This is a genomic window from Rhizomicrobium sp. (assembly GCA_037200045.1).
Classification (GTDB): Bacteria; Pseudomonadota; Alphaproteobacteria; order Micropepsales; family Micropepsaceae; genus Rhizomicrobium.
The window spans coordinates 1,368,650-1,395,017 of sequence record JBBCHM010000002.1; the positions used below are offsets into that span (position 1 = coordinate 1,368,650).

Consider the following 26,368-nt stretch of genomic DNA (forward strand, 5'->3'; position numbering starts at 1 on the left):
CCAAGGAGCCGGTGCGGCACGCAGAACGGTCGTCGCCACACTCTTATAGGCGGGAACCTTGCGAAGCCGGCCTCGAAAAGTCAATAGTATAGTTTTTTGTGCTATACGACAACTATCCTTGACCGGCGCGCCGCCGATCGCAGTTCCCAGGCCGAATCTAGTATGTCGGATTGTGCGAAAAAACGTGCATTATCGCGCCGTCTATGTGCAAAAATGCGGGAGGGACGCGTGACGAAGCGATTCAACTGGGACGACCTGCAATTTCTTCTCGCCGTTGCGCGCGCGAAGACCATCTCCCAGGCCAGCCGCTGGCTCGCCGTCGACCATGCGACGGTCATCCGCAGGCTGGACAATCTCGAACGCTCGCTCGGGGCCAAGTTCTTCGAGCGAAATCCGCGCGGCTATAATCTCACCCAGACGGGCGAGCGGCTGCTGGCTTCGGCGCAGGCCATCGAGAGCGAAACCCTGCGGGCGATGGCGAGCATCGCGGGAACCGATCCCAAGATCACCGGCGTCGTGCGCATCAGCTCCCTGGAAGGCTTCGGAAATTTCTTCCTGGCCGCCAAGCTGCCGCGCTTCGCGGCTGCCCAGCCCAACCTCTCCATAGAGCTGATTGCGATCCAGCAGATCGTCGCGCTGTCACGCCGCGAAGCGGACATCGCCATCACCCTGCAGCCACCGGGACAAGGCCGCTTCGTCTCGGAACGGCTGACGGACTATATGCTGTACGTCTATGGCGCCAAATCCTACCTTGCGCGCGCACCGGCCATACGCACGCGCGAAGACCTCCAGAGTCACCTGTTTTGCGGTTATATCGACGATCTCGTCTTCATGCGCGACCTGGACTATCTGAGCGAGATCGGCTTCAAGCGGCGCCCACACCTGCAGAGTTCGAGCCTGCATGCCCAGATGGAAGCGGCGCTCGCCGGCTATGGCCTGTGCGTGCTGCCGGCCTTCATTGCCTCGCGCCAAACGAACCTGGTGCCCGTGCTGCCGAAGAAGATATCGCTGCGGCGCAGCTACTGGCTCGTGATGCACGCCGATACCGCCGAAACGGCGCGTATTCGCACCGCCCGCCGGTTCATCCTCGACGAGGCGGCCTCGGCGCAAGGCGCCTTCATGGGCGTGCCGTGACGCGGCGACGCGCACGGCTACCTCGGCTTTTCCAGATCCTTTTCGCAGGTCGTCTCGTCCGGGCAGTAATAGGGCGGCACGCGGCCGCTGACCGGATTGCGATAGCTGAACCACATCGGCTTGATGTCCGGGAATTCGATGATCTTGGCGTCGCCGCCGAAACCCTGTTCGCGCATCGGCATGGTGGTGAGCGGGATGTCCGGCGGGAAATCATGGATCAATTTGTCCATGATCGTCGGCTTGCGCGGACCGGACGGCGGCGGGACGGGAGCCGGAAAGCGCGCCCAGCCATCGGCATAGCTGGCGGATTGGAAATAGGGCTCGTCGATCGCGACATTGGTGAATTTCCACACGCCGCCATCGAGGACGGCATGATCGTTCGGGTACATGCCGCTGGAGAACGCGCCGGCGCGCGTGGCGCTGCTGCGCATCAAAAGCAGCCGGGTGCGGATGTTCGCGGATTTTCCGTCCGGGGCGACATCGATGACCGGCTGGGTGCGGAAATGATTGTCGATGGAACCGCGGGGCGTCTTCAACTCGCCCAGTTCGGAAACCTCCGCCTGACGGATGCGCTCCGGACCGATATAGAAGCCGACAAGATATTTCTGCCGCCGCCCATCCTTGGTAAAGAGGGCACTCGACTTGTCCCATTGATAGTCGTTGATCCAGTCGAAGGCGGCCGAGATATTATCGACCCCGTCATAGGCTTTCGACACCGCAAGCTTGCGCTGCGCGTCGGCCAGCGTCACATGCGGAGCGGGCGCGGCGGCGACCGGCGAAAGCAGATCGCCCCCGCCCACGATGCGCGCGGCCGCCGGATAGGCCACCGGCTTGCCGCTGCCCGGGTTCGGATCGCGGAAGACCGGAATCGCTTGGCCTTCCATGGCATCGGACGCGGGCACCGGCGCATCGGGCGCGAATGGTGCCGCCGGCGCCGGCGTGCGCAGCGCACTCTTGGCCCAGCCTTGATAGTAATCGGTGCTCATGACCGGAAAAATCCGCACTTCGCGAATCCGCCAGACGCCATCTTGCTTGACATAGCGGTTCTCGAAAACCGCCAGCCCCATCGATGCCGTGCCGCTATCGACGTCGCCCAGCATGGCGAATTCGATGCCGCGCGCGTGGGCCTCCATTCCGCCGGACGAAATGGTTACCAGAGTGTCGGGCATGACGTGATCGTTGAGCTGGCCACGCAGGAGTCCCGCCGGGCCGTGCCGTTCCAGTGCGCGGCGGATGCTCTTCACGCCGCTATAGACGCCCAGATCGGCGATTTCGAGCGTGCCGTCTTCGGTGAAGAGATCGGTGACATCGTCCCACATCTTGCGGTCGACGTAATAACCATAGGCGTTCTGAAGATTGCGGACTTTGTCCTCGTCGTTCATCGCCGAAATGCGCCGGTCGATCTCCAGAAGGCGCGCGGCGGGCTTTTGTTTCGAAACCACGACGCCGGTATTGCCCACCGCGTCGGGAACGGGAGTGCCCGCCTCATCCGGCGTGTAGTGATAGGGAACGACCTTCTGGTCGGCATCGACGTTCCTCCAGCCCGCCTCGTAGGGGCCGGCGAATATCGGGAAATAATGCAGGCGCGCGAACTTCCAAACGCCATGCTCCTTTACATACTCATTCTCCTCGACGCCGCCGGCCCAGTCGGCGTTCGCGCCAAAGCGACCGAGCATCGACACCTCGTGCCAGCGCGCCTTGGCGGTCTTGCCGTCGACGGACAGATTGACGATCGGATCGAACACCATCTGGGTGTGCAGGCCGCCCGGCGGCAGGCCTTGCCGGCCATTGCCGAAACTGTTCAGGAAGTAGGCGGCAATCGCCTTGCGCCCGCGCGCCGTGTCCTTGCCGTAGATCAGCTCGGCCCGGTCGGCGAACAGGGCCGCCATCTCGTTCCACAGGCCGAATTGCGAATATTGCGCATAGGCGATCTGGAGCCGCTTGACGTCGCGCACCGCTTCGGCGCGATCGACATCGCGGGCGAGCCGCGCGACGGCGAGCCCCGGATTGTCGCCGGCCGCCGGCGCCGTCGCCGACAGCGCACCCAAGGCGATCGACACGAGGACGGCCTTTGCCGCGAAGCGGCCGCAGAATTTCGCGATGCGATGGAGCGCGTCCGTCATTGCCGCCTTCTTCCCCGCGCCGTTTGGATTGGCGCTGCCTGTTCGTCCCTGATGCTCTTGTTATGCAATGCACGCGCGGATGGGCGGCGCGATCGAGCGCAAAAAACCTAGCCTCAAAAGTCCAGAAAGGTCAATATGCCAGTGTTTCGGATAAAGCTTGGCGCGAGCGGTCTTCTGCGATAAGCCGGCCGCCGGCAAACGGGAGCCGCCCGCGTGAACATCGAAAACACCATCGCTCCGCGCCGCCGGAGCCTGTTCAAACATCGCAATTACGTTCTGGCGATGGTGACGCTCATCTACGTCGTCAATTACATGAACCGGCAAATCCTCAACATCCTGCTGCCGCAGATCAAGGCGGAATTCCACCTGACCGATACCGAGCTCGGCATGCTCGCCGGACCCGTCTTCGCCGTGGTCTATTCGGTGCTCGGCCTGCCGCTGGCGCTGATTGCCGACCGGGTGAGCCGGCGCAACCTCATCGCGGTGACGCTGGCGCTGTTCAGCGCGACGACGTTCCTGTCGGGTTATGTCACGAATTTCGTGCAGCTTCTGGCCGCCCGTTTCGGCACCGGCATCGGCGAGGCGGGGACTTCCCCGGCGGTCAGCACGATGATCTCCGACCTGTTTCCGCCGGAGGAACGGGCGACGGCGCTCGGCGTCTATTCCAGTGGCCTCAACATCGGCCTGCTGATCGCATTTTTCGGCGGCGGCTGGTTCGCCGAGCATTATGGATGGCGCGCGGCGTTCATGGTGGCGGGCATCCCCGGCCTCATCCTCGTCTTCCTGTTCCTCTTCACCATCGAGGAGCCGAAACGCGGCCTTGTCGACCGGCTGGAAGACACCGCCAAGGCGCCCGGCATCTTGGGGGCGGCGAAGCATCTGTTCGCGCTGCGCAGCTTCCGCTACATCGTGGCGGGCGCGTCGCTCAGCTCCTTCACCGGCTATGCCGGGCTCGCGTTCAACCCCTCCTTCCTGTCCCGCACGCACCACATGACGCCGGTGGAGATCGGCGTCATGCTGGCACTGCTCACCGGTTTCTTCGGCTTCTTCGGCACGATGCTGGCCGGCGTGATCGCCGACCGGCTCGGCAAAACGGACAGGCGCTGGGGCATGTATGTGTCGATGATCGGCGTGCTGCTCGCCCTGCCCGCCTTCCCGGTGTTTTATCTCGCCGACAGCCTGACCTGGACCATTGCGGCGGCGGCGATCCCCTCGGCCCTGAGCACGACTTATATGGGCCCGAGTTTCGCGGCAGTGCAGGGACTGTCGCCGCTTCGCGTTCGCGCCAAGGCACAGGCGCTCCTGCTGTTCATGGTCAATATGGTGGGGCTGGGCCTCGGCCCGCAATGGGTCGGTATCGTCTCCGATCTGCTGCGTCCGCGCTTCGGCACGGATTCGCTGCGCTACGCCATGGTGACGACCATTATCCCACTTGCCGCCGCGGCTTGGTGCTTCTGGCAGGCGAGCCGCTCGGTGCGCGAGGACACCGCGCGGGTCGCAGCGATGCGGCAATAGGCAAGACGCTCATCTTCCACATTTGCGCACATAGATGGCGCGATAATGCTTGTTTTTCCGCACACCCGGCCGGACTAGCCTGCCGGCCGGCTTGCACAGAACACAAAAATCTTCGAGGAAATAATGGTTGCAGCGATCGCGTTGCCGCGCCTGATGCGGATCGGCGGCGGCGCCTCCGCCGAATTGGCGGCGGTTCTCCAACAACAGGGCCTGTCACGCCCGCTGATCGTCACCGACCGTTATCTCGTCGACAGCGGACGCGTGGATCGCCTCGCCGATGGGCTGAAGGCGGCGGGTATCGCGCCTCGCGTGTTCGCCGATTCCATTCCCGATCCCACGGTCGCATCGGTTGAGGCCGGCCTCGCCTTCCTGCGCGAGGCGGAGCACGACTGCGTCATCGGATTCGGCGGCGGCAGCCCGATGGACAGCGCAAAGGCGATCGCCGTGCTCGCGGTCCATGGCGGGCGGATGCAGGACTACAAGGCGCCGCATGTTCAGGACGAACCCGGCCTTCCCATCATCGCGATCCCGACCACGGCGGGCACCGGCTCCGAAGCCACGCGCTTCACCATCGTCACCGACGAGGTCACCGACGAGAAGATGCTGTGCCCCGGCGTCGCCTATCTGCCCATCGCCGCGCTGATCGATTTCGAGTTCACCCTGACCAAGCCGAGGCGGCTGACCGCCGATACCGGCATCGACTCGCTGACGCATGCGATCGAGGCCTATGTTTCGAAGCGCGCCAATCCGTTCTCCGATGCGATGGCGCTGAGCGCCATGCGCGCCATCGCGCCCAATCTTCGCCGCGTCTATCGCGATCCGGCGGACCGCGCGGGGCGCGAGGCGCTGATGATCGGCGCCACGCTCGCCGGCATAGCCTTTTCCAACAGCTCCGTCGCGCTTGTGCACGGCATGAGCCGGCCGATCGGTGCGCATTTCCATGTGCCGCACGGCCTGTCGAACGCGATGCTGCTGCCGGCGGTGACGGCTTATTCCGCGCCCGCCGCGCTCGGCCGCTACGCCGACAGCGCCCGCGCCATGGCCATCGCCAACGAAGGCGAAGGCGACCAGGCTGCGGTGGCACGCCTGCTCGAAGAACTCTCGCGGCTCAACACGGATCTCGAAGTGCCGCCGCCCAAGGCCTATGGCATCGATGAGGCACGCTGGAACGGCCTGATCGGGACGATGGCGAAACAGGCGCTCGCCTCCGGCTCGCCGGGCAACAATCCGCGCGTACCCAGCCATGAAGAGATAGAGCAGCTATACGCGGACGTATGGCGCGACGGAGACCACGCATGAGCAGGACCGTTCGGGACATCACGCATTTTGTGAACGGCATGCATGTCGCCGGGACCTCGGAACGCTTCGCGGACGTGTTCAATCCCGCGACTGGCGCGGTGACGGGACGTGTCGCGCTCGCCTCGCGCGAGGACGCCGATGCCGCGATCGCCGCCGCCGCCGATGCCTTCCCGGCTTGGTCGGCGACGCCGCCGCATGTGCGCGCGCGTGTGCTGTTCCGTTTCCGCGCCCTGGTCGAGGCCGCCACCGATACGCTGGCCGCGATCATCACCGCCGAGCACGGCAAGATCCTGTCGGACGCAAAAGGCGAAATCGCGCGCGGGTTGGAGGTCGTCGAGTTCGCCTGCGGCATCCCGCAACTGCTCAAGGGCGAATACAGCGAAAGCGTCGGCCGCGGCGTCGATTCCGTCGCGCTGCGCCAGCCCTTGGGTGTCGTTGCCGGCATCACGCCGTTCAACTTTCCGGCCATGGTTCCGATGTGGATGTTTCCGGTGGCGCTGGCCTGCGGCAACACCTTCGTCTGCAAGCCCTCCGAGAAGGATCCGTCGCTCGCGGTGGCCCTGGCCGAATTATTGAAAAAAGCGGGACTGCCGGACGGGGTGTTCAACGTGTTGCAGGGCGACAAGATCGCGGTGGACGCGCTGCTCGACCATCCCAAGGTGCGCGCGATCAGCTTCGTCGGTTCGACACCCATCGCTGAATATGTCTATAGGCGCGGCACGGCGGCCGGAAAGCGGGTGCAGGCTTTGGGCGGCGCCAAGAACCATATGATCGTCATGCCCGACGCCGACCTCGACCAGGCCGTTGACGCCTTGATGGGCGCGGCTTACGGCTCGGCAGGCGAGCGCTGCATGGCGATCTCCGTCGCGGTGCCGGTGGGCGCGGGCACCGCCGATGCGCTGGTCGAGAGGCTGAAGCCCCGCGTCGCGGCGCTGAAGGTGGGTCCGGGCATCGACGAGGAGGCCGAGATGGGGCCGCTGGTGACAGCGCAGCATCGCGAAAAGGTGTCGTCCTATATCGACCTCGGTGTCGCGGAAGGTGCCGACCTCGTGGTGGATGGCCGCGGGCTGCGACTGCAAGGCTATGAAGACGGCTTTTTCCTCGGCGGCAGCTTGTTCGATCATGTGCGCCCGGACATGCGCATCTATAAGGAAGAGATTTTCGGACCTGTGCTTTCCGTTGTGCGCGCAAAAAGTTTCGACGACGCGCTGGGCCTGGTGAATGCGCATGAGTTCGGCAACGGCACCGCGATCTTCACCCGCGATGGCGACGCCGCCAGCACCTTCCTCTCCGACGTCCAGGCCGGGATGGTCGGCATCAACGTGCCGATCCCCGTGCCGATGGCGTTCCACTCCTTCGGTGGCTGGAAGCGGTCCCTGTTCGGAGACCACCATATGCATGGCCCGGAGGGCGTCCGCTTCTACACGCAGCTCAAGACCGCGACCATGCGCTGGCCGACGGGAATCCGCGCCGGCGCGGAATTCGTCATGCCGACGATGAAATGACGGAGCGCTCTTCTTGATTTGTTTTTGATCCCGGATTTGAGGGGGCATCTTTTTCAGTCGATGCAGCACCAATCCGAAGACGGTCGCGAAGCGGAAGAGGCGCGGACCGTCGGCCCGCAACCACGCCATGATCGCGAAGAGCGAGCCTTTGCGGCTCTCGCCCGTTTCAACCTCACGCCGGCACCGCTTGTCAGCATCAACGATCTGCTCTCGCAGAGGGGACGGCTCTTCTGCTGGAAAGAGACGCCCATGACTGGCAGCCGGAAAGATCTGACCTCGTCACGCTGGCCCGCTCGGCGCGACCTTTCAATCCGGCCGCGATTCCGCGAAAATGATGGGATGCATGGGTATCAGCCGGAAAGTGGGTATTTCGGCGGGTACCACCACGAAAGTTAACCAAATAAATCAGATAGATAGGTGCGATTTGCTACTGCTCATCGTACGTCAGCGAGCCGCCGATTCTGCGCCGGTATCGATCGAAGGTGCGCAAAACACATTCGTCAAAAGCGGAATCGATTACTGACGCTCCTTGTGTGGGCAAAGGCGGTTTCCCGCGCGCGACGACCTGACGCTGCGTGGCATGGCGACGATCCTCCGCTATATTATAACCGCCAGAGTGATCGGTGACGGCGCAGACTATGAGTACCGCTATGTGGGAGACGCTGAAAGACAGGCCTTCAACAGGTACTTCAAAGGGATACGCATCACGCAGATAGAGGCTCATGTACCGGAATTCGAGCGGATACTTAGAAGCGTATACGAACAAGTTCGTTCGACCGGTACGCCATACCTCACCCGCGGGCCTTTAGATCACGAGCCGCAAGACTCTTTAGTGCAATATCATGAGGCCGCCTTTCCGCCTCTTGGTATCAGTGATGCAGCGGTCGATCACCTTCGAGTCTTTAAGCAATCAACGCTGCGTGGGCACATCTGCACCAGCATCAAGCACTACCTTGTCGCCATCGTCTCCTGGCGAGATGCCTCAGGAATCCGCCGCGTCCTTGGTCCGATATTTTACTTGACGTTGATACATTTCAGACATTCCGCGCCTCCTCTTCCCAAGTTTGCGTCTCCGGACGCGAAATTCGCCCGGGCCAAGCGTGATATTTTCCTGAACATCACGCGCCCGCGAAGCCCATTTGACGGCCCACACCTGTCGCGGCGGGCCGATCAGCCGAACGTGAATGAGAACGCCTGAACGCCGGGATCCAGGAACTTGATCGCGAAGGTTCGGCCGCCGACCGGGCCGTTCTGCCGAACCAGCTGATAGAGCCGCTGTCCGGTGATCGTGCCGGACCCGTTCTGGTCGGTGTCGGCGCCGTGGTCCGCGCCGGGCGGCGCGCCGTCGATCGTCACCCGGAACCGCACCGGCTTGCCGTCCGGTCCGGGACCCATCACCAGATGCAGGTCGCGGGCGTAGAAGCGGAAGACGATCTCGCCCGGCGCGCGGGCGAGCGCGGCGTGCTCGCCGGAGATGGTCCAGGTCCCGACCAGGCCCCATTGGTTGAGCTGGAGCGAAGTCGGCACGGCATAAGACTGCGGCGCATCGAATAACGGCGTGCCCGAGGCGAAATTCTCGGCGCGCGCGTAGCCGATATAGGTCTCCGGCGACTGCATGTCGGCGTTGTCGGCGGCGGCCAGGGCGCCGGTGGCCTGCGGATTGACGATGCCCGCCGGCACGTTCCGGTAGCCGGCTTCCTTCAGGAGCTTCTGGATCACCCTTTCGGAATCGTCGTACGCGCCTTCGCCGAAATGATGGTGGCGGATGCGGCCCTGCGCGTCGATGAAGTAGTGCGCCGGCCAATATTCGTTGTGGAACGCCTGCCAGATCTTCAAGTCGTCGTCCAAGGCGACCGGATAGGTCACGCCGAGATCGCGAACCGCGGTCTTCACGTTGTCGAGGTCCTTCTCGAAGGCAAATTCCGGCGCGTGCACGCCGATCACGACCAGGCCGTGATCCTTGTACTTCGCCGCCCAGGCGCGGATATAGGGCAAAGCGCGCAGGCAGTTGATGCAGGAGTACGTCCAGAAATCCACCAATACGACCTTGCCGCGCAACTGCGCTGGCGTCAGCGGCGGCGCGTTCAGCCAGGTCGTCGCGCCGCCAAGCGACGGGAACGTGCCCTCGACCGGAAGATCGCTGCCCGCCACCGCCACGGTCGTCACCTTGCGCTCCGGCATGGCCTTGTCGACAAGCACCTGTTCGAGGCCCGCCGTCCGGGCGAGCGACAGCCGCGCCAGGATGCCGGTGTCCAGTCCCAGCGCGATGGCGACCACGCCCAGAAGCACCGCGACGCCCAGCCCGCGCCTGATCCATTCGCCGGCGCCCAGGGATTTCTTCATGAACGCAAAGACGCGGCCGCCGACCAGAAGCGCCGCCGCGAGCGACGTCGCGGCGCCGGCCGCATAGGCAAACAGCAGCAGCGTCGTGCTGGCGCTCGCGCCCTTGATCGCCGCGCCGGTCAGGATCAGACCGAGAATGGGCCCGGCGCACGGCGCCCAGAGCAGGCCGGTGGCGACGCCCAGCAAGAGCGAGGCGCCGATATTGCCGTTTCCGTCGCCAGTATCGCCGGTCCGCCGGCTGAGCCGGTCGCCGAACGCAACGAGCGGCCGCGTCAGCCGCTCGGCGAGCGAATCCGAAAGCAGCGTGAGCCCGAAAAACGCGAGCAGGATCAGCGCGGCGATCCGGCCATACTGGTTCGCGTGGATGGCCCAACTGCCGCCCAGCGTCGCAAGCGTCGCGATGGCGGCGAAGGTGAGCGCCATGCCCAGCAACAGCGGCAACCCCGAACGCACAAAGGGCTGATCGGCGCGCGCGAACACGAACGGCAGGACCGGCAGGATGCAGGGGCTGACGATCGTCAGGACGCCGCCGAGATACGACAACAAGAGCAAAATCACGGCGACCCTCCCTCTCGCGGACCGCGCTGTGCCGTCGCGAGGCCGTCCGTCCGGCAAGAGGCGAGCTTCGCCTCAAATCGCGTGATATCCAATGGGATATCACGCGAATGTTGGCGCGGCGCGCCGTCAGAACAGCGCCGCCGCCTTGGTGAGGGCGATATAAAGGCCGATCAGGAACGGAACGCCCACCGCCAGCCACGCCACGACGCCGAGCGCGCCGAGCCCGCCCCGCGCCGCGGTAGCGGCATCGGCCGTCACGCGGTCTTCATGCTGCAGCGCCCGTTCGCGCGCCAGCTGTTCCTCGGTCATGTAGTTCTTCTCGTTGACCGGCCGCACGAACAGGTTGCACAGCAGGCCGACGAACAGAAGGCCGGCCATGATGTAGAGCGTCCCGTCATAGACGAGCGCTTTCGGCACGCCATGCGCAAGCTGGGTGTCGCGCAGGCCCGCGATCAGCGCCGGTCCCGCCACGCCGGCGACCGACCAGGCGGTGATGAGCCGGCCATGGATGGCGCCGACCATCTGCGTGCCGAAGATATCGGCGAGATAGGCCGGAAGGGTGGCGAAGCCGCCGCCATACATCGTGATGATGATGCAGACCGAGGCCACGAACGCGGTCGCAAGACCCATATGGCCCCAGGTCGGCAGCAGACAGTAGAGGACGATGCCGAGAATGAAGAACACGAAATAGGTGTTCTTCCGGCCGAGATAATCCGACAGCGAGGCCCAGAACAGCCGGCCCAGGCTGTTGAAGAGGCTGATCAGGCCGACCAGTCCCGCCGCGGCGGCGACGATCGCCGCCTTTTGCAGGTCGGTGAGCGCGGTATGCGCGGCCAGACCGAGCAGCCGGCCGCCGAACACCTCCTGCAGCATCGGGCTCGCCATCGAGATCACGGCGATGCCGGCGGTGACGTTCATGCACAACACGCCCCAGATCAGCCAGAATTGCGGCGTCTTCCATGCGACGTTCAGATGGACATGGCGGCCGGTGATCATGCCGCTGTTCGCGGCGGCCGGTTGGGTCCAGCCGGCGGGCTTCCAGCCGACCGGCGCGACGCGGAAGCCGAAGGCGCCGAGCGCCATGGCGACGAAATAGATCGCGCCCATGACCATCAGCGTGCTCGACACGCCCGACGTCCCGTCGGTCGCGAAGCGCGCCATCAGCCACACCGCGAGCGGCGAGCCGATCATCGCGCCGCCGCCATAGCCCATGATGGCGAAGCCGGTCGCCATGCCGCGGCGGTCGGGAAACCATTTGATCAGGGTCGAGACCGGCGTGATGTAGCCCAGCCCCTGCCCGATGCCGCCGATGAAGCCGCAGCCGAGATAGACCAGCCAGAGCTGGTGGATCAGCACGCCATAGCCGCCGAGGATCAGTCCGCCGCCCCAGCACAACGCGGCGTAGAGCCCGGCCCGGCGCGGCCCGGCGCGCTCCAGCCAGCCGCCCCAGATCGCCGCCGAGATGCCCAGCATGGCGATGAAGGTCTCGAAGATGTGGGTGACGTCGGCAACCGACCAGTTGCAATTGCTCGCCGTCAACTCGGCGAGGAATCCGCCCGAGCAGGCGGCCGCGCCGGGCAGCATCTTGCTCATCGGCAGCCAGAACACGCTGAAGCCATAGGCCATGCCGATGCACAGATGGATGGCGAGCGCCGCCGGCGGCACCAGCCAGCGGTTGAAGGCGGGGCCCGCGATGGTGCGCTCGCGCGCGAGGAAACTCGAGCCTCCGGTGCCGGAAAGGGTCGTGCTGGTCATGAGGTCTCCCGATTTTATTGGATTGGATAGGGTCGATGCGAAAGGATGCGGTGATAGACGAAGGCGCCGGCGACGATCAGCACCGCGCCCGCGAGCACCGGCGACAGCAGGAACGTCCATCCCGCCTTGGCCAGGATCGCCACGATGGGATCGGCGCCGGCCGGCGGGTGCAGCGTGCCGGTCAATTCCATGAGCGCGATGGAAAGCCCGACCGCGAGCGCGAAGCTCCACGGCGTGGCGCCGAGCAGCGCGTAAGCCGAAAGGCCGACCGTGGCGGACACCAGATGCCCGCCGATCACATTGCGCGGCTGCGCCAGGGGGCTGTGCGGCAGCGCGAACACCAGCACGCAGCTCGCCCCGAACGGCGCGATGAGAAGCATCGTGTGCAGGCTCGCGCTCGCCTGCGCCAGCAGGAAGATCACGATGAACCCGCCGAGGCCGGAAACCGCCGCGAAGCCGAGCTTGCGCGCCAGCGACGGCAGAGGCTCCGGCCCCAGCTTTGAAGCGTCGTCCTGTATGGACATTCCCGGTGTTTCCAAAACGAGAAGGGCCGGCGCGTGCCGGCCCCTCCCTTGCGTTTTTATCGTTTGAACTTGGCGGCTTCTTCGGAACCCTTGGTGGCGTCGCCTTCGCTGTAGGAATGCGCGCCGGTGCCCGCGAGCTTGCCGCCCTGAACGATCAGGTACTCATCGCGGATCGGACGACCCTCGAAGAAGCATTCCAGGATCTCGCGCGTGCCCGCCGCGTAGCGTGCCTGCGCCGACAGCGAGGTGCCGGAGATATGCGGCGTCATACCGTGATGCGGCATGGTCCGCCACGGATGATCCTTGGGCGCCGGCTGCGGGAACCAGACGTCGCCCGCATAGCCGGCGAGCTGGCCGCTTTCCAATGCGCGCACGATGGCGTCGCGGTCGCAGATCTTGCCGCGTGCCGTGTTCACCAGATAGGCGCCGCGCTTCATCTTCGACAGCAGCTTGTCGTTGAACAGGCCCTCGGTCTCGGGATGCAGCGGCGCGTTGATGGTGACGACGTCGCACACCTTCACCATGTCCTCGACATTGGGATGCCAGGTCAGGCCCAGTTCCTTCTCGACCGCATCCGGCAGGCGATGGCGGTCGTAATAGTGCAGGTGCATGTCGAAGGGCTTAAGCCGCTTCAGCACGGCCAGGCCGATGCGGCCGGCGGCCACGGTGCCGACATGCATGCCTTCGACGTCATAGGAGCGTGCCACGCAGTCGGCGATGTTCCAGCCGCCCTTCACCACCCACTGATAGGAGGGGATGTAGTTGCGCACCAGCCCGAGGATCATCATCACGACATGCTCGGAGACGCTGATCGAGTTGCAATAGGTCACCTCGACGACCGAGATGCCGCGCTCGCTCGCGGCCTTCAGATCGACGTGGTCGGACCCGATGCCGGCGGTGATCGCGAGCTTCAGGTTCTTGGCCTTGGCGATGCGCTCGGCGGTCAGATAGGCCGGCCAGAAGGGCTGCGAGATCACGATGTCGGCATCGACCAGCTCGCGCTCGAACACCGAGTCCGGGCCGTCCTTGTCGGAGGTCACGACGAATTTGTGGCCGTGGGATTCGAGATATTTGCGCAGACCCAGCTCGCCCGACACGCTGCCCAGCAGCGTGCCCGGCTTGAAATCGATCGCTTCGGGGGTCGGCAGCGTCTGCCCGCCGGGATAGCCGTCTATCTTCGGCAGGCCGTCCCGCGCATAGGATTTGGGATAGCCGGTGACCGGATCGTCATAGAGAACGCAAACAACCTTCGCCATTGGGATATTCCTCATGCTTCGAATTTTGCGGAAGAGGAACGTCCATGGCGGTCTTGGGGATTGTCATCGAAGTGTCGCGCGCCGGATCGTTTCCTCGTTCGAAGGAAGCGTGCGCTTGGCGCGCCTTCGTCTCGCATCGAACGCGGCGATACTGGTCCTGCGTGCGTTGCAGCATCCAATGAAAGCTTTGGAACGCCTGATAGGCGAATCCGATCAAGCTTCTCGCGGTTGCGAGAAGGTGAAGCCGAGATCGCCTTCCAGCACCGTGGCGAGCAGCGCGTTCGACATCGGCGACGGCGGCTCCCGGTTGGAGAGCACCAGCCCGATGGCTTGCGTGTGCACCGGCTCGACCAGGTCGATGGCCACCAGATCGCGCATGCCGCCGAACATGTAGGAGAAGGTGTGCGGCACGATGCTCGACCATTCGCCGTGCTGGAGGTGCGAATAGATGCCGAGAAAGGAATTGCTGACGATCGGCGGCGTTATCGCCACGCCGATGGAGGCGAGAAGATTGGTGATGATGCGCCGGTTCTGCATGTCCTCGCTGAGAAGGCAGAGCTTCTCGGCGGCGGCCTCGGTCCAGGTGACGGTGCGGCGCGCCGCCAGCGGATGCTCGCGCCGCGTCACGAACACGTAATGCTCGCGGTAAAGCGGAATGCGGCGGACATTCTCCAGCGGCTCGTTCTCCAGATAGGTGATGCCGCCGTCGAGCTCGAATGCGTCGAGGCCGCGCTGGATGGTGCGCGAGTTCAGCGACTGGATTTCGACGTCCGCGGCCGGATGGTCCTTGCAGAACTTCGCCGTGACGAACGACACCGAGGGCATGGCGGCCGGGATGACGCCGAGCCGCAGCGTGCCGACCATGCCCTTGCGCAGGCGCGAGAGGTCGTCGCGCAGGCTGTTGTAGTCGGTGAGAATCTGCCGGCCCCAGGCGAGCACCCGCTCGCCCTCCGGCGTCAATCCGACGAAGTGGTGATTGCGGATCACGAGGCGGGCCTCGAGGTCCTCTTCCAGCTTGCGGATCGCGGCGGACAGCGTCGGCTGCGCCACGTTGCTGGCCTCCGCGGCGCGCGCGAAGTGGCGCTCCCGCGCCAGGGTCACGAAATAGGCAAGATGGCGGACAAGCATGGCCGGATGGTTATAGCAGGGTTTTCAAGCCGGGCGGCCTCGGCCATCGACCTCAAGCCGATGTGGCGATCCGGAAGGCGCCGCGCAGGCATCGGATCGCCATGCCGAGCGGCACGGCGAGCGCCGTCCAGGCCAGAACGCGCGCCACGGCGCTGTCGATCAGCAAGGCGTCAATGCGGTTCTGGATAGCCTGCACCGCCAGGCCGGCTGGCAGATGCCGGGGCTGCTCGCCCATCTGGCGATGGAGGCCCAGAAAGGGCTGGTAAGCGGCACGCAACCCGCCGACGCGAAATATTACCGCGACAAGCTGATTCCGATCGGCCGCTGATCCGGCGGTCGGCAATGGGGTTCGAAGACGGTGGTGCCATGAGACGGCCCTCGCAAGGAATGCGCGCTTGGGGGACTGAACCTGCCGAAACGCGCGGTCACCGCGCTGAAGCGCGCCGGCATTTTCACGCTGGACGATGCCGCCGAATGGTCGGATCGCAGCCTTCTCTCGCTGCCGCATATCGGTCCGGTGGCGGTGGCTTCGTTGCGGGCGCTCATCGGCGAGACGGCGAGGACCGGCGAGCTGCTTCGCCTGCCGTCTCGGCGGGCGATGCGCGGCGGTCCGCGCGAACATGCAAGCCTGCCGTGACGGGTCCGATCCAGATGCTTTCCCGGCGAAGTCTAACGCCGCAGCGCCTCGCGGTTCACGATCCGCACGGGCTTTCCATCCAGCCACGCCGCCACGGCTTCCACCGCGTCGGAATAGACCGCGCCCAGCAATTCGCGGGTGACGTATCCAAGGTGGGGAGACAGCGTCACGTTCGGCAGGAACCGCAACGGATGATCGGCCGGCAGCGGTTCGGCGTCGTAGACATCCAGTCCCGCTCCGGCGATCTGTCCGGCCCCGAGCGCGGCGATCAGAGCCGCTTCGTCGACGATCGGGCCTCGGGACGTGTTGATCAGATAGGCGCTCGGCTTCATCAGCGCCAGTTCGGATTCGGTGACGAGACCTCGCGTGCGCTCCGACAGCACCAGATGGATGGAGACCACATCCGCTTCCGCAAAGAGAGCCGTTTTCTCGACCCGGCGCACGCCAACCGCCGCCGCGGCCTCGTCGGTCAGATTCTGGCTCCAGGCGATGACCTCCATCCCGAACACTTTCGCGTATTCGGCCATGCGTTTGCCGATCCGGCCGAGGCCGAGAAGGCCGAGCGTCTTGCCGTGCAAGGTCATGCCGGTGGTGGTCTGCCACCCGCCCTCGCGCATGCGCCGATGTTCTTCGGCCAGGTTGCGCACCGTCGCGATCATCAACCCCCAAGCCAGTTCCGGGGTGCCGTTGCCGGCAGCGGCGAATCTGGGGTTGGCGAAGTTGGGATGGACCACAAGGATGCCCCGTTCGCCGGCGGCCGCCATGTCCAGGTTCGTCAGGCTCATGCCGACGATGGTGATCAGTTTCAGTTTCGGCAGCCGCTCGATCAGCGTGCGCGGAAAAGCCATGCGCTCGCGCAGGGTGCAGACCGCGTCGAACGCTTGCAGCGCCTCCACGGCCTCGTCCTCGGTGAGATGACGGTCGAAAGCCGTGACGTCCGCCCTGCTCCGCACGGGCGACCAGTCGGCGAGGTCGAGCGCGACGCCGGCATAGTCGTCGAGTATCGCCACTTTGGGCATGCGGTCTCCCGGTGTTCAACGACGCGGACGAATTGGATGCTACCACGCAAGCGAACGCCCATGCCATCCGGGCCTCTTCGGTGGCTGTTCCATCGCGCCGTGTTGACGCCGGCCAGCGGCGTGGCGAGCATCGCCGCATGAACGTCGATCCATCTACCCTCGTGACCCGAACATCGCTGCGGGAAGCTCGGCACGGCCGGAGCGTTAACGGCCGTTTACCCTGGAACGGGAACCGTCGTTAACCGGGAGTGAAAGTATCGCCCCCTATCCTCGGCCCTTCAGTCGGGGTGCACGCATGCAACGCCAGCGCAAGATCGCGCTTCGGGAATCGCTTCTGTCGCGATACGCGGAATCTCTCGGCGAGATGACGATGCGCAAGCGGCACGAACAGGCGATGAAGGCCGCGCGCGCCGAATCCGAACTCGCCAACCGCACCAAATCCGCCTTCCTCGCCACGATGAGCCACGAGCTGCGCACGCCGCTCAATTCGATCATCGGCTTCTCCGACGTGATCGTGTCGCAGAAGGACCCCAGAAGCGCCGAATACGCCCAGCACATCGCCAAATCGGGGCGCCGGCTGCTCGAGGTCGTGTCCGACATCCTAGACATCTCCAAGATCGAGAGCGGCAGCTTCGTGCTCAACCGCCAGCCGGCCGATCTGGGCGACATCGTGGACGCCGCCGCCGAGACGATGCGCGAGGCGATCGCGCAAAAGCACCAGGCGCTGGACGTGCGCGTGCCGCGCGACCTGCCGATGCTGACGGTCGATTCCAAGCGCATCCGGCAGGTGCTGGTGAACCTGCTTTCCAACGCCAGCAAATTCACGCCGGAGCGCGGCCGCATCGTCCTGGTGGCGCGCGCCAATCCCGATGGCGGCGCGACCATCGCCGTGGCCGATACCGGCGTCGGCATGTCCCCCGACCAGATCGCCGTCGCGCTCAAGCCCTTCGGCCAGGTCCAGGGCCATCTGTCGCGCACCCAGGAAGGGGCCGGCCTCGGCCTTCCCATCGCGCGCGGACTGGCGCGCCAGCACGGCGGCGACATCTTCATCGAGAGCAAGCCCGGCCAGGGCACCACCGTCCTCTTCAGCCTGCCACGGAGCGCCGCGTCATGAACCAGGTCTTCCGTCCGCCGGCACCGCCCGCCAGCGCGGCCCTGCCCAAGGAACGCCGCGGCGTGCCGGCCAGCCCGCCGGTGCAGATCGCCCATGTCGTGTCGGTCGCCGGCTCGCACTGCATCGCGGTGCTGGAGCACCGGGCCAAGGGCGCGGTCGCGGCCAAGGATCCGCGCGTGCAGATCGGCGCGCTGGTGAAGATCGTGACGCCCGCTTCCGCCGTGATGGGACTGGTCTCGGCGATGACCGCGCCGATGCCCAACGCCGACGGCCCCGAGGAGACCGGCCTCATCGAGATCAATCTCGCCGGCGAAGTGGCGGTCGACGACACTTCCAAGCGCCTGACCTTCAAGCGCGGCGTGACGCAGCTTCCCTCGATCGGCGATCCGGTGCTGTTCGCCGACCGCCACGACCTGACCCGCGTCTACGCCCCGCCGGCGGTCGCCAGCGTCAAGGTCGGCACCCTGTTCCAGGACCCGAGCGTGCCGGCGCGGCTCCTGACCGACGATCTGCTCGCCAAGCATTTCATCGTGGTGGGCTCGACCGGCTCGGGCAAGTCCTGCGCGCTCACCGCGATCCTGCAGCGGCTGCTCTACGAGCATTCCGGCGCCCATGTCGTGATCCTGGACGTGCACAACGAATATGCCACCGCCTTCGAGGGCATGGTGGAGCGGGTCACGCTGAACAATTTCAACCTGCCCTTCTGGCTGCTCAACTTCACCGAATTGTCGGCGGCGCTGACCTCCAAGGACCAGCACCACGACGCCGAGATCGAGATCCTGAGCGAGGCGGTGGTCTACGCCAAGCGGCGCTATTCGGAAGCCGCGGCGGGCCGCGCGCGCCGGCCGCAGGAAATGTCCGCGGTCATCAGCGTCGACACGCCGACGCCGTTCCGCCTCTCCGACGTGACCGCCTATATCGACGACCGGCTGGGCAAGCTGGAACGCACGCATATGACGCTGCCCTATCGCCGGCTGAAGACCCAGATCGAGAGCCTGGTCGCCGACCAGCGCTACAATTTCATGTTCGGCAGCCTGACCATCCAGGACACGATGACCGACGTGCTGAGCCGGCTGTTCCGCATCCCGAACGAGGGGCGGCCGATCACCGTGGTGGACCTTTCCACCGCGCCGCCGGAAATCCTCGACGTCATCATCTCGGTGATCTCGCGGCTTGCCTTCGACCTCGCCGTCTGGAGCAACGGCGCGGTGCCGATGCTGCTGGTCTGCGAGGAGGCGCATCGCTACGCCCCGGCCTCGGACAAGGACGTGACCTTCGTGCCGACGCGGCGCGAACTGGGGCGCATCGCCAAGGAGGGACGCAAATACTCGCTGTCGCTGGCGCTGGTGACGCAGCGGCCGTCCGACCTCGATCCCAACATCCTGTCGCAATGCGGCACCGCAGTCGCCATGCGCCTTTCCAGCGAGCGCGACCAGCAGGTGATCCGCGCCAACACCTATGAGGGCATGATCGATCTGCTCGATTTCCTGCCGCTGCTCGGCGACCGCGAGGCCATCGTGCTCGGCCAGGGCGTGTCGATGCCGATGCGCATCAAGTTCGACGTGCTGGGCCGCGGCAATGTCCCGAAGAACATGAACGCCGGCTTCTCCAAATCGTGGAAGGGCCAGAAGCTGGAGCGCGCCTCGCTCGACGCCATCGTCACGCGCTGGCGCCAGGGCGGGCGCGAGCGGGAATAGTCAGGCGGTCCGCGGAAAGCATTCCGCGATCGCCTTGATCCATTGCTTGACGCTCTCGATCGTGTCCTCTTGCGTGGCGCCGAGGCGCACGATGACGAGATCGCGATCCGGCACCACCACGATGAACTGCCCCTGAAAGCCGTTCGCCGAGAAGCTGCCCGGGCCGGCGATGTCGAGCCACCAATGCGCGCCATAGCGGCCGGTCTCGATCGACTCCTGCGAGGTCGGCGTGCGGGCGTAATCGACCCAGCCTTCCGGCAACAATCGCACGCCATCCCAGACGCCGTCGCGCAGATAAAGCAGGCCGAAACGCGCGAAGTCGCGCGCCGTCGCAAAGCAATAGGACGAGCCGATGAAGGTGCCCGCCGCGTCGAATTTCGGCACAGGCGAGGCCATGCCGAGCGGCGCGAACAATCGCGCGCGCATGTAAGCCTCGAAGTCGGCGCCGAACTTGCCCGTCGCGATCGAGGCGGCGCGCGCCACCAGATTCGCTGTGCCGCTGGAATAGGACCAGAACGTGCCCGGCGCGTGCGCCAGCGGCTTCTGCGCGGCGTAATGCGCGACGTCGTCCCTGCCCTCGCCGAACAGCATCGCGACCGTGTCCGACGGCCCGTCCGGCGTGTAGACTTCGAGAAAGGCGAGCCCGTCGGACATGCGCAGCATCTGATCGAGCGTGATCGCGCGGCGCGGATCGCCGGGCTCCCGCCATTCCGGCACGGCGGCCGGCGCGGTGATGTCGGCCAGGCCGTCCTTCACCACAAGGCCCATAAGGGCCTGGGTGATGCTCTTGGCGACCGACCAGGACGGCAGCGTGTCGGTGGCGGTCACGCCGGCGCCATAGCGCTCGAATACAAGGCGGCCGCGATGGATCACGACCAGCGCATGGGTCTCGCGTAGATCGTCGGGCAGGATGGACGCGAAGGCATAGTCGGCGAGTTGGTGCAGGCGCGTCCGGTCGGCGGAGGCGGGAACATCGCCGGTCGGCCAATCCCGCGTCGGCCAGGGCGTGCCGGCGGGCTGCGGCGGAAGAGATACGAGATCGGTCATGTGAAGACCCTAGGCACCCGCGCAACGGCCGTAAAGTCGGGTTGATCGCGCCGCCGTCCCGAAGCACAGTCCGCCCGTTCCGTCGGAGGCCGTCATGAAGCTTTATTTCGCGCGCGGGACCTGTTCGCTGTCGCCGCACATCGTGGCGGAGGAGGCGGGGATCGCGCTCGAATATGAGAGGGTCGACATCAAGACGCATAGGACCGCGTCGGGCGCGGACTTCCATGCCATCTCGCCCAAGGGCTATGTGCCGGCGCTGCTGCTCGACGACGGCACGCTGCTGAGCGAAGGCCCGGCGATCGTGCAGTACCTCGCCGATCTCAAGCCCGAGGCAGGGCTGTTGCCGCCGGTCGGCGACGTCGCGCGCTATCGCGTGATCGAATGGCTGAGCTTCGTCAATTCGGAGATGCACAAGAGCTTCTCGCCGCTGTTCGACCCCGCGGCCTTGGCCGAGGTCAAGGCGGAGTCGCGCGCGAAACTCGCCAAGCACTTCGCCTTCGCCGGGGCGGCGCTGGGCGACCAGAGCTATCTGACCGGCGAGACCTTCACCGTCGCGGACGCCTATTTCTTCGTGATGACAAGCTGGTCGATCTTCCAGAAGATCGAGGTGCCGCGGAACGTCGCCGATTTCCGCACCCGCGTCACCGCGCGTCCCGCCGTGCACCGGGCACTGAAGGCCGAGGGACTGACGGCGTAAGACAGGAGACTCCCGTGCCGAAACTTCTCGAAGGCTCGTGCCATTGCCGCGCGGTGACGTTCCGCCTGCAAAGCCATACGCCCCATCCCTATCAGCTCTGTTATTGCTCGATCTGCCGCAAGACGGCGGGCGGCGGCGGCTTCGCCATCAACATCATGGGCGATTTCGCGACGCTCGACATGGAGGGCAAGCGGGCGATCCGGGTCTATCACGCGAAGATCCGCGAGGAGGACGGAAGCTGCCGCACCAGCTCGGGGCAGCGGAATTTCTGTTCCAAATGCGCCACGGCGCTGTGGATGTACGACGACGCCTGGCCGGAGCTGGTGCATCCCTTCGCCTCGGCGATCGACACCGCGCTGCCCAAGCCGCCGTCGAAGGTGCATCTGATGCTGCGCTACAAGCCGAGCTGGGTGGTGCCCGACATCGGCCCGGGCGACAAGAAGTTCCAGGAATATTCCAGGGAGTCGATCGAGGGCTGGCATCGCAAGCGCGGGCTGTGGATCGACTGACGCGGCGGCGTTCCCCGCCCCTTCAAGGCGCGGCCGGGACCTTCGGCGGCGGCGCGTCGCGCTCCACGGTGACCGTCGTCGCGACCAGCGTTCCGCTGGCGTCGGCCGCCGCCGAAACGCTGACCGTCGCGCCGGGCAGGAGCTGCGCGGTGTCGCCGGCCTCGATCGCGATGATCGGCACGCCGCGCGCGAACTGGATCGCGGCCGCTCCGTTGCAGCCGTCCGGCGCCGCGCGGCCGGCGCATTCGCTTCCCGCCTGGGCGGCCGCGCCATGGAAAGCGATGGTCACCACGCCGCCGATGCCGCCGGGCGCCACCGACGTGACCGCGCCGTTGATCAGAAGCCGCATCGGGTTCGCCGGATCGATGGGATAGGCGCCCTCGCCCTGCCCGCGCATCTCGGCCGGATAGACGCGGATGCCCTGCGCCCGTAGCTTGCCGTCGGCGCCCTTGAGCGCCGCGACGCCGACATAGGTCCCGGCCTGAAGATCGGCCAGCATCAGGGCGCGGTTGTGGACGATGCGCGTCTCCGCCGTCATGCCGAGGGTCACCGTCTTCTTGCCGGTCAGCGTCAACGTCAGGAACGGCCCGTCGAATTCCGCCAGCGTGCCGCGATAGCGCTGCGCCGCGACCGGCGCGGCGGATGCTGGTGCCGCGGGGGGAACGGCGGGAACCGCCGGCGGGTCCGCCCTCGCCGATGCCAGGAATAGAAGAGCGCCCGAAACGAGCGTGAAAAGTCGGGCGCGCATCCAGGTCCTTGTCAGTGTCTCGGCTTGATGAATTTGAGGATGAATTGGTCCGTATGATGGCGGATCGAGGGATCGAAGACGAGCTTGTCGCGCGGGTCCTTGGGGTTGCGCAGCACGTTGCTCTCGCCCGCGAATTTGAAGCCGGCCGCCTCGACCTCCTGCTTGACCGCCGCCTCGTCGATGCGGTGCAGCGTGTCGGTGTCGCGCAGGCCCGAGCCGTTCGCGGCCGCGTGGTCGAGCACGACGAAAACCCCGCCCGGCTTCAGCGCGGCGAACACCGCCTTGTTGACGAGGGCGAGATCGGCCGGCGCGTAGAACGGATCGTGGAAGTCGTGATAGTTCTGCGCCGTCCACACCACGTCGAGCGATTCCGGCGCGGCCAGGCTGTTGATCGGCCCGTGCAGCACGCTGACATTCGGATAGGCGGCGAACATCTTCTTGATGTCGACGCCCGGCGAGCGCTTGGCGAGGATCGGATCGAGCTCGGCCGGCACGAAGGCATAGACCCAGCCCTTGTCGCCCACCACTTTCGCGAAGATGCGCGTGAAATAGCCGCCGCCGGGCGCCAGGTCCATGACGCGGCTACCGGGCCGGATGCCGGCGAAGACGACCATCTCGGCGGGCTTGCGCTCGTCGTCGACCTTCCGGTCGGCGTCCGGCCGGCCGGGATCGGCGATGGCGGCGGTCACGGCGGCTGGTGCTTTCGCGAATGCCGGCGCGGCGGCGAGCGTTGCCGTCAGAAAAGCGGCGGCCATCCAATGGCGGGACATGCGTTCCTCCCCGGTTTTGCGGCGCGACACTAGCCCGGCGGCGCGCGCGATGCACGGACCGCAAAGGCGCTTCACGCCGCGGTGATGTTTCTCACGGTCCGGTCAGGTCTTGAGCGCGCCGCGCACCAGCGCGCGATAGAGGCGTTCGGCCAGTCCCCTGGGCGTTTCCAGTGCCATGCGCCGCAGCGCCTCGGCTTCGTTCGGCGCCGGCGACAGGCCGGACGCGGCAAAGCCTATCAATTGGCGCGGCGTTGCATCCTTGAGGCGTTCGAGTGCCGGCAGCAGGCGCCGCTCGACCGGCGTGAAATCGCAGCCGAGCGGATAATCCGGCAAAAGGCCGCGCGCCCGCAGCGGCGCCAGCGCCGTCTCGATGCGGCCGGGATGGTTGTCGCGATGCGCGGCGGGAATTTCGTAATCGCGCGCGATCTTGCCGGCGTCTTTCGCGCGCCGCAGAAGCTCGTCCTGGAAGCGGGAATCCGCGATCGCGAGCATCTGTTCCACGACATCCGCGTCGCTTTTGCCGCGCAGATCGGCGATGCCGTATTCGCTGACCACGATGTCGCGCAGATGGCGCGGGACCGTCGTGTGGCCGTAGGACCAGCGGACATTCGACTGCATGCGCCGGCCCTGGCCCCGCGTCGCGGCAATCGCGATGATCGAGCGGGCGCCTTCGAGCGCGAAGGCCTGGTCGACGAAATTGAACTGGCCGCCGACGCCGCTGACCACGCGCCCGTCTTCCAATCCGTCGGAGATCACCGCGCCCAGCAGCGTCGCCATCATCGCGCTGTTGACGAAGCGCGCCTTGACGCGGGCGGCGCGCTTGGCCGCTTCGCCGCCGTAAAGCGCGTTGGTGAAGGAGATGCGCGTCATCTGGATGCGCGCGAGCTCGTCCGGCGCCATCTCGCGCAGGCGGCGGTAGAAGCTGTTGGGCCCGACGAAGAAGCCGCCATGCACCAAAACGCCGTCGACTTCGCGCTTGACGATGCCGGCATCGATCAGCGCGAGGAAGCCGTCGACCAGCATCTCGCTGAGGCCGTAAAGCCCTTGCGCGAAGGGCGCACGCTGTTCGATGGCGAGCGGCGGCGCGCCGCCGGTGAGCCGGTTCACCGCTTCGCCGAACGCCTCCGTCTCGCGGTGGCGCAGGATCATCGCCTGGACCGCGGCGTCGCCCTCCTCGCCGATGCCGATCTGCAGCGTGCCGCCGTCGGCGATCAGCCGCGCGATATGGATGCCGCTGGCATATTCCGCCGTGGCGATCGGCTGCTTGGGCACGCTGAACAGCGGAAAGTCGTTGCCGTCGAGAATATGGCTGAAGGTCTCGCCCGGAAGATCGCCGTCGCCCGGCATGAAGGGCAGTTCGGAATTCACCTGCCCCACCAGCAGGAAGTTCGCGCGGCCTTGCTCGCGCGCCGAAAGCAGGTCGAGCGTGAGATCGGGATTGCAGCTCAGGCTGTAGCGCTCGCCGCGTCCGGCGACGAGCTGGGCGACGACGTTGACGCCGCGCGCCAAGAGATAATCGGCGGCATGGGTGTAATTGGCCGAGATGTAGCTGCGCTGCGCCGCGCCGTTGCTCAGCCAGCGTCCGGCGAGGAAGAAGAACTCGTCGACCCGGATATTGGGCGGCAAGCTGCCGCAATGCAGCGCCACCGCGTAGTCGAGCGGCGGATAGCCGCCGAGCAGGCGTTCGGAGATCGGCGCCGTGAACCGGCGTTCGAGCTCGCTCTTGGCCACCGGCGCCTCCAGCGTCAGCGCCGTGAAGATGTGCAATTCGATCGACGGATCCTTCGCCGCGCGCCGGAACAGCGCGTTGGCGACATGGTTCGCCTTGCCGAGGCCGAGCGGCAGGCCGAGCACGATTCTGCGGCCGACCGCGGCGATGATCGCCTCGGCGAGGACTTCCGGATCGGTGAGCTTCTGCGGCATGTGCATCTAGGTGCGGGGCGGGCGAAGCGGTTATAAAAGGTTATGAGCGCAAAGGAACAGGTCGAGGTCGGCGCGGCGCTGGCCGGCATGGGTCTGCTCGCCGAAGGCGAACAATTCGCCCTGGCGCGGCTGGCCGGCGGCGTCTCCTGCGATATCTGGCGCGTCGAGGTGAAGCGCCGGCCGCCCGTCGTGGTCAAACGGGCGCTGGAGAAGCTGAACGTGGCGGCGGACTGGCGCGCGCCGCCGGAACGCGCCGCGACCGAAGTCGCCTGGATTCGGCTGGTGGCCGCGATCGATCCGCGCTGGGTGCCCAAGGTCGTCGGCGAAGACCGCGCGCGGCACATGTTCGCGATGGAATTCCTGCCGCCGCGAACCTATCCGGTCTGGAAGGGCGAATTGGCGGCGGGCCGCATCGATATCGGCTTCGCGGGCGCGGTGGGCGCGGCGCTCGCCCGCATCCATGGCGCAACCGCCGGCCGCGCCGACATCGCCGCGGCATTCGACAACGGCGCGCAATTCCAGGCGCTGCGGCTGGAGCCCTATCTGCTGTTCACCGCGGAGCGCCATCCGCTCCTGGCGCCCGCGATCCGGGGCGAGGCGGCGCGCATCGCGGCCGCGCGCATCGCGCTGATGCAGGGCGACATTTCGCCCAAGAACATCCTGTGCGGGCCGCACGGCCCGGTGTTCCTGGACGCGGAGACCGCCTGCTACGGCGATCCGGCCTTCGACCTCGCCTTCTGCCTGAACCATTTTCTGCTCAAGGCGGTGTGGCAGCCGCAATGGACGGCGCCATACGCGCAAGGCTTCGCGGCGCTGAAGACCGCCTATCTCGCGGGCGTCGGTTGGGAGAAGGCGCGCGAGATCGACCGCCGCACGGCGCGGCTGCTGCCGATGCTGTTCCTTGCCCGCGTCGACGGGAAATCGCCGGTGGAATACCTGACCACGGAGGCGGACAAGTCCTTCGTCCGCGCCGCCGCGATGCAGATGATCGTCGAGCCGCCGCTCGACCTGGACATGCTGACGCAGGCGTATTTTCCGATCGCGGCGCAACGATAAATTTCCTCCCC

General features: G+C 66.1%; 23 protein-coding genes. 10 read left to right on the forward strand and 13 right to left on the reverse strand.

The genetic code is table 11. From position 1 onward, the window contains the following. Positions 1-228 precede the first annotated feature (228 nt). Complete coding sequence (locus tag WDM86_21870) at positions 229-1,134, forward strand: LysR family transcriptional regulator (protein ID MEI9992667.1); 906 nt, start codon at positions 229-231, stop codon at positions 1,132-1,134. A gap of 17 nt (positions 1,135-1,151) precedes the next feature. On the opposite strand, the gene WDM86_21875 is transcribed toward WDM86_21870, so the two are convergent. Further along, positions 1,152-3,257 (reverse strand): nuclear transport factor 2 family protein, encoded by a 2,106-nt coding sequence (locus WDM86_21875; GenBank protein ID MEI9992668.1) that lies wholly within the window; start codon positions 3,255-3,257, stop codon positions 1,152-1,154. A gap of 213 nt (positions 3,258-3,470) precedes the next feature. Here WDM86_21875 and WDM86_21880 point away from each other — a divergent pair, with 213 nt between their 5' ends. From WDM86_21880 to WDM86_21895, 4 genes are all read left to right on the forward strand, one after another. Then, positions 3,471-4,772, forward strand: a complete 1,302-nt coding sequence (locus WDM86_21880) for an MFS transporter (protein MEI9992669.1) — start codon at positions 3,471-3,473, stop codon at positions 4,770-4,772. A gap of 123 nt (positions 4,773-4,895) precedes the next feature. Continuing rightward, on the forward strand, positions 4,896-6,071 hold the full coding sequence (locus WDM86_21885; GenBank protein MEI9992670.1) for an iron-containing alcohol dehydrogenase: 1,176 nt from the start codon (positions 4,896-4,898) through the stop codon (positions 6,069-6,071). Continuing rightward, positions 6,068-7,576: a CoA-acylating methylmalonate-semialdehyde dehydrogenase gene (locus WDM86_21890; protein MEI9992671.1), complete on the forward strand. Its 1,509-nt coding sequence runs from the start codon at positions 6,068-6,070 to the stop codon at positions 7,574-7,576. Before WDM86_21885 ends, WDM86_21890 begins: the two co-directional genes overlap by 4 nt. 580 nt (positions 7,577-8,156) lie before the next feature. Beyond that, the gene (locus WDM86_21895) at positions 8,157-8,774 is read left to right on the forward strand and encodes a hypothetical protein (protein ID MEI9992672.1); all 618 of its coding nucleotides are present in this window, start codon (positions 8,157-8,159) and stop codon (positions 8,772-8,774) included. On the opposite strand, the gene WDM86_21900 is transcribed toward WDM86_21895, so the two are convergent. From WDM86_21900 to WDM86_21935, 8 genes are all read right to left on the reverse strand, one after another. Further along, entirely contained in the window at positions 8,747-10,477 is a 1,731-nt protein-coding gene (locus WDM86_21900; GenBank protein MEI9992673.1) for a cytochrome c biogenesis protein DipZ, read from the reverse strand. The genes WDM86_21895 and WDM86_21900 overlap by 28 nt on opposite strands. A gap of 126 nt (positions 10,478-10,603) precedes the next feature. After that, positions 10,604-12,232, reverse strand: a complete 1,629-nt coding sequence (locus tag WDM86_21905) for an OFA family MFS transporter (protein ID MEI9992674.1) — start codon at positions 12,230-12,232, stop codon at positions 10,604-10,606. Positions 12,233-12,246: 14 nt separating this feature from the next. Next, positions 12,247-12,756 carry an HPP family protein gene (locus WDM86_21910; protein ID MEI9992675.1) on the reverse strand — a complete coding sequence of 170 codons (510 nt, stop codon included), beginning with the start codon at positions 12,754-12,756 and terminating at the stop codon, positions 12,247-12,249. Between the two features lie 56 nt (positions 12,757-12,812). Further along, positions 12,813-14,012, reverse strand: coding sequence for an NAD-dependent formate dehydrogenase (locus WDM86_21915; GenBank protein ID MEI9992676.1), 1,200 nt, complete (start codon positions 14,010-14,012; stop codon positions 12,813-12,815). Then, on the reverse strand, positions 13,984-14,229 hold the full coding sequence (locus WDM86_21920; protein MEI9992677.1) for a hypothetical protein: 246 nt from the start codon (positions 14,227-14,229) through the stop codon (positions 13,984-13,986). Before WDM86_21920 ends, WDM86_21915 begins: the two co-directional genes overlap by 29 nt. Next, positions 14,226-15,140 (reverse strand): LysR family transcriptional regulator, encoded by a 915-nt coding sequence (locus WDM86_21925; protein MEI9992678.1) that lies wholly within the window; start codon positions 15,138-15,140, stop codon positions 14,226-14,228. Before WDM86_21925 ends, WDM86_21920 begins: the two co-directional genes overlap by 4 nt. Before the next feature lie 52 nt (positions 15,141-15,192). Further along, a complete protein-coding gene (locus WDM86_21930; GenBank protein MEI9992679.1) occupies positions 15,193-15,762 on the reverse strand; it encodes a hypothetical protein in 570 nt (189 codons plus the stop codon). 47 nt (positions 15,763-15,809) lie between these two features. Continuing rightward, entirely contained in the window at positions 15,810-16,796 is a 987-nt protein-coding gene (locus tag WDM86_21935; protein MEI9992680.1) for a D-2-hydroxyacid dehydrogenase family protein, read from the reverse strand. A 295-nt stretch (positions 16,797-17,091) separates the two neighbouring features. Between WDM86_21935 and WDM86_21940 the strand changes: the two genes are divergently transcribed. Together WDM86_21940 and WDM86_21945 are read left to right on the forward strand one after the other, a co-directional pair. Continuing rightward, entirely contained in the window at positions 17,092-17,910 is an 819-nt protein-coding gene (locus WDM86_21940) for an ATP-binding protein (protein ID MEI9992681.1), read from the forward strand. After that, the gene (locus WDM86_21945) at positions 17,907-19,607 is read left to right on the forward strand and encodes a DUF87 domain-containing protein (GenBank protein ID MEI9992682.1); all 1,701 of its coding nucleotides are present in this window, start codon (positions 17,907-17,909) and stop codon (positions 19,605-19,607) included. The genes WDM86_21940 and WDM86_21945 overlap by 4 nt, the downstream gene beginning before the upstream one ends. On the opposite strand, the gene WDM86_21950 is transcribed toward WDM86_21945, so the two are convergent. Then, positions 19,608-20,654, reverse strand: a complete 1,047-nt coding sequence (locus WDM86_21950) for a serine hydrolase (GenBank protein MEI9992683.1) — start codon at positions 20,652-20,654, stop codon at positions 19,608-19,610. A gap of 94 nt (positions 20,655-20,748) precedes the next feature. On the opposite strand from WDM86_21950, the gene gstA reads away from it, so the two are divergent. Both gstA and WDM86_21960 read left to right on the forward strand, forming a co-directional pair. Further along, positions 20,749-21,351 (forward strand): glutathione transferase GstA, encoded by a 603-nt coding sequence (gene gstA, locus WDM86_21955; GenBank protein MEI9992684.1) that lies wholly within the window; start codon positions 20,749-20,751, stop codon positions 21,349-21,351. A gap of 14 nt (positions 21,352-21,365) precedes the next feature. Further along, positions 21,366-21,860 (forward strand): GFA family protein, encoded by a 495-nt coding sequence (locus tag WDM86_21960; GenBank protein ID MEI9992685.1) that lies wholly within the window; start codon positions 21,366-21,368, stop codon positions 21,858-21,860. A 22-nt stretch (positions 21,861-21,882) separates the two neighbouring features. On the opposite strand, the gene WDM86_21965 is transcribed toward WDM86_21960, so the two are convergent. The 3 genes from WDM86_21965 to WDM86_21975 form a co-directional block, all read right to left on the reverse strand. Next, positions 21,883-22,608 carry a DUF5666 domain-containing protein gene (locus WDM86_21965; GenBank protein ID MEI9992686.1) on the reverse strand — a complete coding sequence of 242 codons (726 nt, stop codon included), beginning with the start codon at positions 22,606-22,608 and terminating at the stop codon, positions 21,883-21,885. A gap of 11 nt (positions 22,609-22,619) precedes the next feature. After that, entirely contained in the window at positions 22,620-23,378 is a 759-nt protein-coding gene (locus tag WDM86_21970; protein ID MEI9992687.1) for a hypothetical protein, read from the reverse strand. Positions 23,379-23,480: 102 nt separating this feature from the next. Then, entirely contained in the window at positions 23,481-25,301 is a 1,821-nt protein-coding gene (locus WDM86_21975) for an acetyl-CoA hydrolase/transferase C-terminal domain-containing protein (protein MEI9992688.1), read from the reverse strand. Between the two features lie 42 nt (positions 25,302-25,343). On the opposite strand from WDM86_21975, the gene WDM86_21980 reads away from it, so the two are divergent. Continuing rightward, entirely contained in the window at positions 25,344-26,357 is a 1,014-nt protein-coding gene (locus tag WDM86_21980; protein MEI9992689.1) for an aminoglycoside phosphotransferase family protein, read from the forward strand. Positions 26,358-26,368: the final 11 nt, after the last annotated feature.

What these genes read in the sequence shown, in the direction of transcription:
- WDM86_21935 (MEI9992680.1), bottom strand. Translation starts at nt 16,796, where the DNA reads ATGCCCAAAGTGGCGATACTCGACGACTATGCCGGCGTCGCGCTCGAC.
- WDM86_21945 (MEI9992682.1), top strand. Translation starts at nt 17,907, where the DNA reads ATGAACCAGGTCTTCCGTCCGCCGGCACCGCCCGCCAGCGCGGCCCTG.
- WDM86_21915 (MEI9992676.1), bottom strand. Translation starts at nt 14,012, where the DNA reads ATGGCGAAGGTTGTTTGCGTTCTCTATGACGATCCGGTCACCGGCTAT.
- gstA (MEI9992684.1), top strand. Translation starts at nt 20,749, where the DNA reads ATGAAGCTTTATTTCGCGCGCGGGACCTGTTCGCTGTCGCCGCACATC.
- WDM86_21930 (MEI9992679.1), bottom strand. Translation starts at nt 15,762, where the DNA reads ATGTTCGCGCGGACCGCCGCGCATCGCCCGCCGAGACGGCAGGCGAAG.
- WDM86_21970 (MEI9992687.1), bottom strand. Translation starts at nt 23,378, where the DNA reads ATGTCCCGCCATTGGATGGCCGCCGCTTTTCTGACGGCAACGCTCGCC.
- WDM86_21890 (MEI9992671.1), top strand. Translation starts at nt 6,068, where the DNA reads ATGAGCAGGACCGTTCGGGACATCACGCATTTTGTGAACGGCATGCAT.
- WDM86_21980 (MEI9992689.1), top strand. Translation starts at nt 25,344, where the DNA reads ATGAGCGCAAAGGAACAGGTCGAGGTCGGCGCGGCGCTGGCCGGCATG.
- WDM86_21895 (MEI9992672.1), top strand. Translation starts at nt 8,157, where the DNA reads ATGGCGACGATCCTCCGCTATATTATAACCGCCAGAGTGATCGGTGAC.
- WDM86_21885 (MEI9992670.1), top strand. Translation starts at nt 4,896, where the DNA reads ATGGTTGCAGCGATCGCGTTGCCGCGCCTGATGCGGATCGGCGGCGGC.
- WDM86_21875 (MEI9992668.1), bottom strand. Translation starts at nt 3,257, where the DNA reads ATGACGGACGCGCTCCATCGCATCGCGAAATTCTGCGGCCGCTTCGCG.
- WDM86_21910 (MEI9992675.1), bottom strand. Translation starts at nt 12,756, where the DNA reads ATGTCCATACAGGACGACGCTTCAAAGCTGGGGCCGGAGCCTCTGCCG.
- WDM86_21925 (MEI9992678.1), bottom strand. Translation starts at nt 15,140, where the DNA reads ATGCTTGTCCGCCATCTTGCCTATTTCGTGACCCTGGCGCGGGAGCGC.
- WDM86_21950 (MEI9992683.1), bottom strand. Translation starts at nt 20,654, where the DNA reads ATGACCGATCTCGTATCTCTTCCGCCGCAGCCCGCCGGCACGCCCTGG.
- WDM86_21965 (MEI9992686.1), bottom strand. Translation starts at nt 22,608, where the DNA reads ATGCGCGCCCGACTTTTCACGCTCGTTTCGGGCGCTCTTCTATTCCTG.
- WDM86_21905 (MEI9992674.1), bottom strand. Translation starts at nt 12,232, where the DNA reads ATGACCAGCACGACCCTTTCCGGCACCGGAGGCTCGAGTTTCCTCGCG.
- WDM86_21940 (MEI9992681.1), top strand. Translation starts at nt 17,092, where the DNA reads ATGCAACGCCAGCGCAAGATCGCGCTTCGGGAATCGCTTCTGTCGCGA.
- WDM86_21975 (MEI9992688.1), bottom strand. Translation starts at nt 25,301, where the DNA reads ATGCCGCAGAAGCTCACCGATCCGGAAGTCCTCGCCGAGGCGATCATC.